The sequence below is a fragment of the Ensifer sp. LC163 genome, assembly GCF_001695855.1.
Classification (GTDB): Bacteria; Pseudomonadota; Alphaproteobacteria; order Rhizobiales; family Rhizobiaceae; genus Ensifer.
Genome location: NZ_MBSS01000014.1, coordinates 84,907 through 96,575 on the forward strand (window position 1 = coordinate 84,907; position 11,669 = coordinate 96,575).

Annotated in this window: 15 protein-coding genes; 10 read left to right on the forward strand and 5 right to left on the reverse strand. The window is 62.6% G+C overall.

Features of this window, described 5'->3' with window-relative positions:
• Positions 1 to 437: 437 nt before the first annotated feature.
• Entirely contained in the window at positions 438 to 650 is a 213-nt protein-coding gene (locus tag BC360_RS14930; RefSeq protein ID WP_025427309.1) for a cold-shock protein, read from the forward strand.
• A 403-nt stretch (positions 651 to 1,053) separates the two neighbouring features.
• On the opposite strand, the gene dusA is transcribed toward BC360_RS14930, so the two are convergent.
• Complete coding sequence (dusA, locus tag BC360_RS14935; protein ID WP_139110051.1) at positions 1,054 to 2,151, reverse strand: tRNA dihydrouridine(20/20a) synthase DusA; 1,098 nt, start codon at positions 2,149 to 2,151, stop codon at positions 1,054 to 1,056.
• Between the two features lie 384 nt (positions 2,152 to 2,535).
• On the opposite strand from dusA, the gene BC360_RS14940 reads away from it, so the two are divergent.
• The 6 genes from BC360_RS14940 (at position 2,536) to BC360_RS14965 (ending at position 5,778) form a co-directional block, all read left to right on the forward strand.
• A complete protein-coding gene (locus tag BC360_RS14940; RefSeq protein ID WP_065795730.1) occupies positions 2,536 to 2,919 on the forward strand; it encodes a hypothetical protein in 384 nt (127 codons plus the stop codon).
• Between the two features lie 161 nt (positions 2,920 to 3,080).
• On the forward strand, positions 3,081 to 3,323 hold the full coding sequence (locus tag BC360_RS14945; protein ID WP_202618617.1) for a hypothetical protein: 243 nt from the start codon (positions 3,081 to 3,083) through the stop codon (positions 3,321 to 3,323).
• Between the two features lie 169 nt (positions 3,324 to 3,492).
• A complete protein-coding gene (locus BC360_RS14950) occupies positions 3,493 to 3,732 on the forward strand; it encodes a DUF982 domain-containing protein (protein ID WP_053251758.1) in 240 nt (79 codons plus the stop codon).
• A gap of 369 nt (positions 3,733 to 4,101) precedes the next feature.
• Positions 4,102 to 4,305, forward strand: coding sequence for a hypothetical protein (locus BC360_RS14955; protein ID WP_063934152.1), 204 nt, complete (start codon positions 4,102 to 4,104; stop codon positions 4,303 to 4,305).
• A gap of 67 nt (positions 4,306 to 4,372) precedes the next feature.
• A complete protein-coding gene (locus BC360_RS14960) occupies positions 4,373 to 5,059 on the forward strand; it encodes a fumarylacetoacetate hydrolase family protein (protein WP_065779910.1) in 687 nt (228 codons plus the stop codon).
• Positions 5,060 to 5,247: 188 nt separating this feature from the next.
• Complete coding sequence (locus tag BC360_RS14965) at positions 5,248 to 5,778, forward strand: gamma carbonic anhydrase family protein (RefSeq protein ID WP_065779908.1); 531 nt, start codon at positions 5,248 to 5,250, stop codon at positions 5,776 to 5,778.
• Positions 5,779 to 5,883: 105 nt separating this feature from the next.
• On the opposite strand, the gene BC360_RS14970 is transcribed toward BC360_RS14965, so the two are convergent.
• The 3 genes from BC360_RS14970 to BC360_RS14980 are packed head-to-tail and all read right to left on the reverse strand — an operon-like array spanning position 5,884 to position 8,007.
• Positions 5,884 to 6,279, reverse strand: a complete 396-nt coding sequence (locus tag BC360_RS14970) for a Fur family transcriptional regulator (RefSeq protein ID WP_065779906.1) — start codon at positions 6,277 to 6,279, stop codon at positions 5,884 to 5,886.
• Entirely contained in the window at positions 6,279 to 7,109 is an 831-nt protein-coding gene (znuB, locus tag BC360_RS14975; protein ID WP_065795731.1) for a zinc ABC transporter permease subunit ZnuB, read from the reverse strand. The genes BC360_RS14970 and znuB overlap by 1 nt, the downstream gene beginning before the upstream one ends.
• Entirely contained in the window at positions 7,102 to 8,007 is a 906-nt protein-coding gene (locus BC360_RS14980; protein ID WP_065795732.1) for an ATP-binding cassette domain-containing protein, read from the reverse strand. Before BC360_RS14980 ends, znuB begins: the two co-directional genes overlap by 8 nt.
• Positions 8,008 to 8,210: 203 nt before the next feature.
• Here BC360_RS14980 and znuA point away from each other — a divergent pair, with 203 nt between their 5' ends.
• The 3 genes from znuA to BC360_RS31570 all read left to right on the forward strand — a co-directional run bounded on the left by znuA (position 8,211) and on the right by BC360_RS31570 (position 11,154).
• Entirely contained in the window at positions 8,211 to 9,263 is a 1,053-nt protein-coding gene (gene znuA, locus BC360_RS14985) for a zinc ABC transporter substrate-binding protein ZnuA (protein WP_065795733.1), read from the forward strand.
• A 467-nt stretch (positions 9,264 to 9,730) separates the two neighbouring features.
• Positions 9,731 to 10,936: a zinc metallochaperone GTPase ZigA gene (gene zigA, locus BC360_RS14990; protein ID WP_139110052.1), complete on the forward strand. Its 1,206-nt coding sequence runs from the start codon at positions 9,731 to 9,733 to the stop codon at positions 10,934 to 10,936.
• Entirely contained in the window at positions 10,936 to 11,154 is a 219-nt protein-coding gene (locus BC360_RS31570) for a hypothetical protein (RefSeq protein ID WP_139110053.1), read from the forward strand. The genes zigA and BC360_RS31570 overlap by 1 nt, the downstream gene beginning before the upstream one ends.
• Before the next feature lie 43 nt (positions 11,155 to 11,197).
• Here BC360_RS31570 and BC360_RS14995 read toward each other — a convergent pair whose 3' ends face one another.
• The gene (locus BC360_RS14995) at positions 11,198 to 11,590 is read right to left on the reverse strand and encodes an RcnB family protein (RefSeq protein ID WP_065795735.1); all 393 of its coding nucleotides are present in this window, start codon (positions 11,588 to 11,590) and stop codon (positions 11,198 to 11,200) included.
• Positions 11,591 to 11,669 lie beyond the last annotated feature (79 nt).

Consider the following 11,669-nt stretch of genomic DNA (forward strand, 5'->3'; position numbering starts at 1 on the left):
CCGAGCGGCGATCGCCGATGGGCGTTTTCGACAATGCGGGCAACGCACTCTGGCCCGCCCCCGAAAACCGACTTGCGGTCGGGCCGGCTCCGCGGTCCGCTTGGCCGAGCGGCAGCCCTCGACGCGGACCGAAGTCTAAAACCCCTGAGAATGCTGTGGTTGGCGCCACATTTTCCCGAAATAAGCCGCGCGAATGGCTCTTGCGTTTTTGTGCAAATACTGTCACTGCTGCTACCGTTCGGGCGTTTTCAATCCCGGAGACTGGACTTTCTCTTTTGTGCCCGGCTTGCCGGGCCGGCCGGAAGCGGCAAATGGACGTTCTTTCCCCGTTATCGTGACTACTCGACGCCTATCCGCTTGTATGCGGAAGACGACACACCCACATCCCCCCGGGGGCGCGGGTATAGCTTTAAGACTGAAGGAAAAGGACTTCTTCCATGGCCACTAAGGGCACCGTAAAATTCTTCAACCAGGACAAGGGTTTTGGTTTCATCACGCCGGACGGCGGCGCTAAGGACGTTTTCGTCCACATCTCCGCTGTACAGGCCGCTGGCCTTGCTACGCTGAAGGACGGCCAGGTTGTCACGTTCGACACCGAAGCTGACCGCATGGGCAAGGGCCCGAAGGCCGTCAACATCCAGGCTTCGTAAGCCGGATCGTCCGACTGGACTTTTTGGAAGCGGCGCTCCCCAGGGGGCGCCGTTTTCGTTTGGGCTACTGCATAATTCCTTAAATCGGAATCGATTTAAGGATAAATTATGCAGCAAGTTTAAAGTGTTACAGCGTCCTTAGCGCGTCATGTTTGACGCGCGGCGCTGTAATGGTTCGCGTCGGACGTGCTCCAGCACGCTGGCCGAGCCACCTACAGCGCCAACGAGACCCTTTGGCCTGCACCGGATCTGCCGGGCGGGCATCGATCCTCGGCTCAAGGCCGAGGATGACAGCGAAGATGGCCCCGTCGGAGCTTCCCGTCCTTCACACGCACCGCCACTGTCCCTGTGACAGGCACGGGATGGTGAAGGAACAGCGACTGTTTCCGAGGCGAACTCGGACCTACTCAGCCGCCTGCTTGGCAGCGGCCGCCTCGAACACGGCGTCGAAGGCCGCGTGGATGACCTCCGGCCCCGCGCCTGGCCGGGTGGCGTCGGACGAAAGGATCTGGCGATAGCGCCGCGCACCCGGCCAGCCCTGGAACAGCCCGACCATATGCCGCGTGACATGGGCCAGCCGCCCGCCGGCGGCAATATGGCCGGCAGCATAATCGGCCATCGCGTCGCGCAGTTCTGCCCAGAAGGCGAGGTCGAGCCGGTGGCCGCGTTCTGAAAAATCGGCGCCGTCGCGGATGAGCGCCGGCGCATCGGTCAGCGGATGGGCGAAGAAGCCATCGACCGCCGACAGCATGGCACTGTCATGATAGGCGGCGCGGCCGAGCATCACGCCGTCGAGGTGTTTCAGCTCCGCAAGAGACTGACTCAAAGTCTGAAGTCCGCCATTGAGGCCGATGAAAAGATTGGGATTTTCCGCCTTCAAACGATGCACGAGGTCGTAGTCGAGCGGCGGGATGTCGCGGTTTTCCTTTGGCGACAGCCCCTGCAGCCAGGCCTTGCGGGCATGCACCCAGACGGCGTCCGTGCCGGCGTCGGTCACGCGCGACACCAGATCCCGCAGCGCCACTTCCGGATCCTGCTCGTCGACGCCGATGCGGCATTTTACCGTCACCGGAATCTTGGCCGCTGCCTTCATCGCCGCCACGCATTCCGCCACCACGCCGGGCTCCTGCATCAGGCAGGCGCCGAACGTGCCGGATTGCACCCGGTCCGACGGGCAGCCGACATTCATATTGATCTCGTCATAGCCGCACTCTTCGGCAATGCGCGCGGCTTCCGCCATCTTGCGCGGATCGTTGCCGCCAAGCTGCAGCGCCAGCGGATGCTCCGAGACGTCATGGCCAAGCAGCTTGCCGCGATCACCGCGCAGGATCGCATCGGCAACGATCATCTCGGTATAGAGCAGCGCATGCCGCGTAAGCCGGCGCGCGAAAAAGCGGTAGTGCCGATCGGTCCAATCGATCATAGGCGCCACGGCAAAGACCGGGCTTTTGAAATAGCGGCTGTTGCGCAAAATTTCGGCCATATCAGGCAAGTCTCTCATAACCGATCGGTGCGCGGCGAGCGCGCGAATTCGACCTTCGTGCGGCCGCCCCTGTCAGATAGGTGCAGAGCGGCCGATTTTGTAGCAATCCAGGAGGACGGCATTGAAACGAACGCACCCAATTGGTGTCGGGTCGGGCGCCGCCCGCAGCCCCATAGCACGAGATGGCCGGACTGGCCACCCGGCGCTTGCGACCTCCGCACTATTGAAGCGACGCCGCAAGGCGGCTGACACCGCTCGACGTGCGGCACGGAAACGAATTCACGCGCAGCCGGGCGGCACAAAACGACCGATGTAAATATCACCGGGTTGACAGGCAGCGTCACGGGCGATTAGGCCAGCGTCCCTGTATCGATACAGAAGGCAGGAACAAGGGAAGACGGTATGAAACGCGCGATCGTGGCACTCCTCACTCTCCAGCTCGCGGGTTGCCAGTCGATGGCGCTCGAAGACCAGGAGATCGCAAAGCCGAAGCCCCCCTCCGTGCCGACGCTCTCCGGAGCCGATCTTCAGGCCCTCATCGTCGGCAAGTCGCTGCGCTACACGGTCAATGGCGTCGTCTCCTCCTACTTTGCCGACGGCCGCTATGGCTACCGCGACTACGAAGTGCGCGACGGCGGAACCTACACGATCGCAGGCGACGAGGTCTGCATCACATTCGAGGATGGCGGCAGGCGCTGCGACCAGTTCGCGCAGATCGGACCCGACTATGTCAGGATCGAGGAAGGCGGACGCCAGACCAAGGTGGCAGGCGTCGGACCGGCCTGAGACACCAAAGACGTCGCGGTCCCGGGTGACCCGGCGGGCCAACGCCGGCGCTTTCCGATTCCGACCTGCTCCGGGAACCCCTCATTCCCCAGGGGTTCAATTATAGGGCGTTGTGGCATAGTTCGTCGGGCACCGGGACTTGGGTGCCGGGGGAGACAGACGTGAACCCTTTGCGCTCGACACAATGTATTGCGCTGTCGCAGCCGGACATCGACACGCTGCAGCGCGTTTTCGACAATATCTGCGCCGAACATCACTGGCCACGCGACAGCGAGCACGCCCGCCGGCATGCGCGCATGCTGATCGACGAATATCTGGCAGGCACGACAAATGAGCAGTTGCTGCTCGTCGTTGGCCGCTGGTTCGCCTCACGCCTGCCGGCGGAGACATCGACCTCTTCCTAGAGTCATGAGCTAGAGGTTGCACCGCAGCAACACACACCCTCAAAAGCTGCTTACAAAAGCGTTATCCTGCGTTACATTAGCACGATTGACCGCTTGCCGCGTGGGAGGAGCCCTGTCGCAAGCGGTCGCAATGCCGACATTCATTGAGATGATCTCGAGGAGGAGACGCATGCATCAAATCATCTGGAACCAGCCGATCGAACTCGATCTCGTGACCGGAGACGTTCGCACCGTCAAAGGCCCTTCAGACGCGCTCGCCTGCCTTGCCGACCAGTGGCCGCGCCGCGGACCGAGTTATGTCGCCGCCCGCAGCGCCTGCCGCGCTGCGATCGACGGCCGCCGCACGGTCGAAGAAGCGCGATCGCTGTTTATCTCTGCCGCACGCGAAGCCGAACTGAAAGCCCACTGAGAGGGTTTGCCGCCCGGGCCGGGTGCCTCTGCACTCGCCTCTTGCCGCCAGCATGCGAAGAGCACGCTGGATGTTGTTTCGATTGGCGTCTGGCGCCTTTTGAGAGAAATGACTTGTGGCGGCGCGACCGCGCGCCCGGACAGAGCCTGCACATGGGGTTCGGTGATTGAGGTAGCGCGCCGTTTAGGTGCACCATCTTCAAATCGCTCGCAAATTTCCCGGAAATGGCCCGATTTCTGTCGTGAAGCGTTCATTTCTCTCCGCTATATCGTGAGGTGCCTCATAAAAACCAATTTCGAAGCGCCTCAATTCCATTAAGGGAAAAGCATAATGTCCCGGACAAGGGACAACGAAAACGGGAGAGATATCATGAGCGAGCAGAATCTCTATCGCATCGTTGAAGTCAGTGTGAAGCGCGACGGCGACCGTCGCGATGTCGGCATCATGACCGTGCGACAAGCCCTGGAACTTCAAGTACCAAGCCTAGAATACAGCCATCCGGAACTGAACTCTCGGTCCGACGGCCGGTTTCTCACGCGCGACCAGTTGCAGGCCTACGCCTGCTGCGCCTGAGATAAACCCTTGCAGCACCCGAACAGGGTGTTAACGTCCGGCTGGGATTCGAAACAGCCGGACCATCATGCAAACAATCATTCCACTTTCGCCACCCGTCCTGCTGCCGATCGCCGGCAGCCTCGTGGGTTTTCCGGTGCGCCGGGTTTATTGCGTGGGCCGCAACTATGCGGCCCACGCCATCGAGATGGGTCACGACCCGGACCGCGAGCCGCCGTTCTTCTTCCAGAAGAACCCGGATAATCTGCTGGTGGCCGACAGGGCCTTCCCCTACCCGCCGCGCACGACGGATGTGCATCACGAGGTCGAGCTGGTTGTCGCCTTGAAGCGCGGCGGCGCCGACATCCCGGTCGAACAGGCGCTCGATTGCGTCTATGGCTATGCCGTCGGCATCGACTTCACCCGCCGCGACCTGCAGGCCGAAGCCAAGAAGGCCGGCAAGCCGTGGGCGGCCGCCAAGGCCTTCGAGCATTCGGCCCCCGTTTCCGAAATCGTGCCGGTCGAAGCGATCGGCCACCCCGTCAACGGCAATATCTGGCTGAAGGTCAATGGCGAGCTGCGCCAGCACGGCGATCTCGACCAGATGATCTGGAAGATACCCGAAGTCATCTCGGAGCTTTCGCGGCTGTTTACCCTCGCCCCCGGTGATATCATCATGACCGGGACCCCTTCAGGCGTCGGCCCTGTGGTTCGCGGCGACACGGTGACCTGCGGTGTCGATGGCGTGGCGGCCCTTGCCGTCACCGTTCTCTAAAATCGGAGCGCTTCCGCTTTCGTTCTAGACGGAGTCATGGAAGCGCCCTTTCGCTTGTTTCGATCCATTTCCTACGGAAAACCGCTACGCACTTTTCCTGGAAATGCTCTAACCGCCCTCGACGCATTTCCCCGCGGAAAACCGCTACGCACTTTTCCTGGAAATGCTCTGGCCACAAGGATCGCTCGATGCCGCTCTACGCCCTTGGACCACTGCGCCCACAAACCCCGCCCGAGGGCAGCTACTGGGTGGCGCCAGACGCCAACGTCATCGGCCAGGTCGAGATCGGCGAGGATGTCGGCATCTGGTTTGGCGCGACGCTGCGCGGCGACAACGAGCCGATCCGGCTCGGCGCCCGCACCAACATTCAGGAAAACACCGTGATCCACGTCGACCCCGGCTTTCCCGTGACCATTGGAGAAGGCTGCACCATCGGCCACGGCGCGATTATCCATGGCTGCACCATCGGCGACAACTCGCTGATCGGCATGGGCGCAACGGTGCTGAACGGCGCGAAGATCGGCCGCAACTGCCTGGTCGGCGCCAACGCGCTGGTGACCGAGGGCAAGGAATTCCCCGATAATTCGCTGATCGTCGGTGCGCCCGCCAAGGCGATCCGCGTGCTGGACGATGCCGCGGTCGAAGGCTTGAAACGCTCGGCCAGCCACTACGTCAAGAACTGGCAGCGTTATGCGATGCAGCTGACGAAGCTCGACTGAACGCGCCGCGCGTCAGATGTGACGCTGTTTAAGGGAATATCCAAAGCCGGCCTGCGCGCATGCTCTCGTGCACGCCAAGCCCCTCTGCTCCGCATCAGCGGCCTGTCAGGCGCAGCTCTGGCAATGGCCGCGGATCTCGATGGTGGTCTTTTCCGTCTTGAAATTCTGGGCGCGCGTCAGCGCCGACAACCGCTGCTCGATCGCAGTGTCGTGGAATTCGGTCACCTGCCCGCAACCTTCGCAGATCGTGAAGGCCGTTACCCCGTGGTCTTGCTCATGCTCGTGTGGGCACGTGCAGGCGACGAAGGCGTTGAGGCTTTCGAGCCGGTGCACGAGGCCGTATTCGAGCAGCTTGTCGAGCGCGCGATAGACCTGCAGCGGCGCGCGAAACCCCTGATCGCGCAGCTTGTCAAGAATGGTGTAGGCGCTCATCGGGCCCTCGGAATGGCTGAGCGCATCCATCACCATCGTCTGGTTCTTGGTCAGTTGCGGGGTCGCCATCAGTGATGCCCTCCAGGCGTGGAATGAGACGCTGTCTCCAACCGGCGCCGCCCGATCGGCAGCAGACTCAGGACGAAAAGCGCAAGTGCGGCAACCACGATAGACGGTCCCGATGGCGTATCCCAGTGCAGCGAGCCGAAAAGTCCACCGGTCACGGCAAACGCGCCGATCACCGAGGCCAGAACCGCCATCACCTCGGGGGATGTCGCAAAGCGCCGGGCCGTGGCCGCCGGGATGATCAACAGCGAGGTGATCAGCAGGATGCCGACGATCTTCATGGCGATGGCGATCACCAGCGCCATCAAGAGCATGAAGAACAGCCGCGCCCGCTCCGGCCTCATGCCCTCGGCCTCGGCGAGCTCCGGATTGACCGTGGACGCAAGCAGCGGCCGCCAGAGATAGACGATGGCGAAGATCACGAGGATGCCACCACCCCAGATGATGTCGATGTCGGCCTCCGACACCGCAAGAATGTCGCCGAAGAGAAAGCCGACGAGATCGATACGCACCCAGGTCATGAAGGCGACGATGACGAGGCCGATCGACAGCGCCGAATGCGACAGAATGCCGAGCAGCGCATCGGTCGACAGCGCCCCGCGCCGCTGCAGAAAGAGCAGCAATACCGACACGGCAGCCGCAACGATGAACACCGCCACCATCAGGTTGAGGTCGAGAAGCAAGGACAGGGCGACGCCGAGCAGCGCCGAATGCGCCATGGTATCGCCGAAATAGGCCATGCGCCGCCAGATCACGAAGCAGCCGAGCGGCCCGGCCATGACGGCGATGCCGATGCCGGCGATCAGCGCCCGGACGAAGAAATCGTCAAGCATCGCGCTTCTCCTTCAGTTCAAAGCCATGCAGGCGGGTATGGTGGCCGCAGCCGCAATCCTCGCCATGGTCGTGCACGTTGTCGTCCTCGTCGTGGTGATGGCCGTCGCCGGGGTAGCAATGCTCGGTGATCGAGCCGTCCGCATGCAGCACGCGCCCGTCAGGCAGATGAGTGTGGTCGTGATTGTGGCTGTAGACCGCAAGCGCGCCGGCGGCGCGGCGGCCGAAAAGCTTCTGGTACTCCGGGCTCTGGCTGACCGCCTGCGGCGTGCCGCGGCAGCAGACATGGCCATTGAGGCAGACAACCGTGTCGGTCTCCGCCATCACGATATGCAGATCGTGCGAGATCAGCAGAATGCCGCAGCCGGTGCGATTGCGGATCTGCTTGATCAGTTCGTAGAGCGCGATCTCGCCGCTGAAGTCGACGCCCTGCACCGGCTCGTCGAGCACCAGCAGGTCCGGCTTGCGGGCGATCGCCCGCGCCAAGAGAGCCCGCTGGAATTCGCCGCCCGACAGGTGCTGCACCTCGGCTTTGGCGAGATGCAAAACCCCGGTCGCCGACAACGCCTCCTCGATCTCCCGGCCCTTCAGAGGTCCGGTCAGCGTCATCAGCCGCTCGACCGTCAAGGGCAGCGTCCAGTCGACCGCCAGCTTCTGCGGGACGTAGCCGACCTTCAGGCCTGGTTTGCGCTCAACATAGCCCTCGTCGGCCTTCAGCACGCCGATCGCGGTCTTTGCCGTCGTCGATTTGCCCGAGCCGTTGGGGCCAATCAGGGTGACGATCTCACCGGGGCTGATCGAAAATTCGACGCCGCGCACCAGCCAGCGGCCGTTGCGGCTGACGCCGGCATCGTTCAGCCGGACCAGCGGTGTCGTTTCTGGGGATCGGAAATTCAGCATCAAAAAATTCCGGATTGGCGGTTGCCACTGGCTATCGCACACGTTATAGCATAACGCAATTGATGTAATAACATTACATTAAAACGTCCACACGTTCAACCGGACGTGCACTCGGCGTTTTAGATGTCCGAACTGCGCCTGTCCCTGGCCGAAAAACACATTCGGTTCAGGGGCTTGCGTGACATTCAAGCCCGGAGAAACCGATGAAATCGACTTCCGCCCTGCTCTTTGCCTCCACCATCCTCTTGTCGTCGCCCGTTGCGGCGGCTGGTCCCAATGTGGTGGCTTCGATCAAGCCTGTCCACTCGCTCGTCGCCTCGATCATGCAGGGCGTCGGCGAGCCGTCGCTGATCGTCGAGGGTGCCGCCTCCCCGCATACCTACAACATGAAACCCTCCAATGCCGCAGCACTTCAGGCGGCCAAGGTGGTCTTCTGGGTCGGCCCCGGGCTCGAAGCTTTTCTGGACAAGCCGCTCGATGCGCTCAGCGGCGGCGCCAAGGTGGTGGAGCTCGGCGAGGCGCCTGGACTTGAGAAGCTGAAATTCCGCGAAGGCGGCGCCTTCGAGGCGGATGATCATGGCGACGAAGGCCATGGCGAAGCCCATACCGACGCTGGTCACGGGGAAGAAGGGCACAAGCACACGGAGGGCGAAGCAGAACACGACCATGCCGCAGCACCCGAAGCCGCTACCGCCGATGATCACGCGCACGAGGGGCACGATCATGATCACGACGGCTTCGACATGCACATGTGGCTCGATCCGCAGAACGCCAGGGCGATGGCAGCCGAGATTGAAAAGACGCTCACCGAGGCCGACCCGGACAATGCCGCCGCCTACAAGGCGAACCTCGACAAGTTCAACCAGCGCCTCGACTCGCTCGACAAGAGCCTGACGACCACCCTCGCGCCGGTGAAGGACAAGCCGTTCATCGTCTTCCACGATGCCTACCAGTACTTCGAGCACCGCTACCAGGTGCGGGTTGCCGGCTCGATCACGGTCAGCCCGGAGGTTTTGCCTGGCGCCGAGCGGCTCTCGCAGATTCACGCCAAGATCAAGGAACTGGGCGCAACCTGCGTCTTTGCCGAACCGCAGTTCGAACCGAAGCTGATCAATGTAGTGATCGAAGGCACGCCGGCGAAATCCGGCACGCTAGATCCGGAAGCGGCGACACTCGACGCAGGCCCGGACCTCTACTTCCAGCTGATGGAAAACATCGGCACATCGCTCAAGACCTGCCTCGCCTCGGCAAGCTGATCCGCCCTCCCACGGCGACAAGGCCGTCCTCCCAAGGCGGCAAGGCCGTCCTCCCAATGCGGCTAGGGTGGGCGGCCGTGCTCCCCCTCGCTCGGTCATGCTCGGGCTTGACCCGAGCATCCAGCATGCCTCCTCGTACAGCGCCTCACAGTTGGATCCTCGGGTCAAGCCCGAGGATGACGGGAGGAGAGGTCAAGCCCGAGGATGACGGGAGGAGAGGTCAAGCCCGAGGATGACGGGAGGAGAGGTCAAGCGGGAGGATGACGAAGCGGGAGACCTGACCCGGGAGCGACCAGAGGAGGAGGCAAACCGATGACTGAGACCGGTCGAGGCAGAAACGGCGCCAGATGCCAGAGCCTCCAGGTCAATTGAAACGCCGGCCCCCCAGCTACGGGATTGTCCAGGCGGGCGTTCGCGCTCGCTTTTTAAATTCGACGAATACGTAATGGTATAACATATAGGAACCGATTATGGAAAAGCTTCCCGTTACCGTGCTGTCCGGCTTCCTCGGCGCCGGCAAGACGACGCTGCTCAACCATGTGCTGACCAACCGCGACGGCCTGCGCGTCGCCGTCATCGTCAACGACATGAGCGAGATCAATATCGATGCCGCGCTGATCCGCGACGGCGGCGCCAACCTGTCGCGCACCGAAGAGCAGCTTGTCGAAATGACCAATGGCTGCATCTGTTGCACGCTGCGCGACGATCTCTTGCGCGAAGTCCGTGACCTCGCCGAACAGAACCGGTTCGACTACCTCTTGATCGAATCGAGCGGCATTTCCGAGCCCCTGCCCGTTGCCACCACCTTCGATTTTCGCGATGAGAATGGCGAGAGCCTTGCCGACGTCGCCCGGCTCGATACCATGGTGACGGTGGTCGACGCCGCCAATCTGCTCGCGGACTATTCCTCGCTCGATTTCCTTGCCGATCGCGGCGAGACGGCCGGTGAAGGCGATACGCGCACATTGGTCGACCTGCTGGTTGAACAGATCGAGTTCGCCGATGTCGTTGTGCTCAACAAGATCGGCACGGCCACGCCCGAGCAGCGCGATGCGGCGCTGAAGATCATCGTCGGACTGAACCCGGATGCGCGGCTGATCGAGGCGGATTTCGGCCAGGTTGAGCTGCGCGAGGTGCTCGGCACCGGCCGTTTCGACCTTGCCAGGGCCGAGCAACACCCGCTCTGGTACAAGGAGCTGCATGGCTTCAAGGATCATATTCCGGAAACCGAGGAATACGGCATCCGCTCCTTCGTCTATAAGGCCCGCCGCCCGTTCGACCCCACCCGGTTCCAGGCGTTTCTCAATCGCTCCTGGAAGGGCGTGGTGCGCGCCAAGGGCTTTTTCTGGCTGGCGACGAGGCCCTATCATGTCGGCGAGTTGAGCCAGGCCGGGCCGCTGGTCAGAACCTCGAAGATGGGCCTGTGGTGGGCGGCCGTGCCTAGGGAACAATGGCCACGCGACCCGGGCTTCCTGAAGGCCGTCGGCCCCTATATCGATCCCGTCTGGGGCGACCGCCGCCAGGAGATCGTCTTCATCGGCGCCGACCCGATGGATCAAGCCCTGTTGACGGCCGAACTCGACGCCTGCCTGATCGATGACACCGGCTTCCGGCCGGACCGCTGGCGGGACCTGCCGGATCCCTTCGCGAGCTGGTCGCAGCGGGCGGCCTGATGGCGGCGGCGGGACAAGGGCCGCGTCGGCCGCGCTTCACCTGCATGGGCCTTAACGCGGCCGGCAGGCCGGTGCCGATGTTCGACCCGTTCTTCGACGGACAGGATGAGGTGGAAGAAGTTCTCATGCCGGTCGGTCCGCTGGAGCGACTGCTTTTCGGCGAGCGGGATCGAACCGAAGGCGCGGACGTCTCGCCGATGCGCCGAACGACAGTGTAAGGAACGCCGAAGGGGCAGCCCGAAAGGCTGCCCCAGTCGTGTTTTAGTGCGCGGACACCAGGCCGACGATGACGCCGGTCGCCAGGCTGATCAGCAGAAAGTCGTTGTCGACGCGAACCCACTGCTGGCCGCGCGGCGGCTGGCGCAGCTTGTAGCGGCGATAATCGCGCACCTGCGCCATATGGCGGCGCTCGGCGGGGCTGAGGCGATGGCCGCGGGTCCAGCGTTCCTTCTTCTTGACGATGACGCGCTTTTCGATGGTCACGTGCTTGTTGCCGTGCCGATCCCCGTTCCGGTCCATGTGACGATCGACCGGCCGGCGCTGATAGCGGTCATGGTTCTGCGCTACCTCGAAGGAACCTGCCGGCTGGGCAAAGGCCGCTACCGGCGTGATCAGGAAGGAGCTGGCGACCAGAGCGGTCAGGAGGCGTTTCATCGGGGTATCCTTTCGTTATTTGCACCCCGAAAATAGGCCCGACTTCCTGAACCGAAAATGAAACGCTACATTACAAATG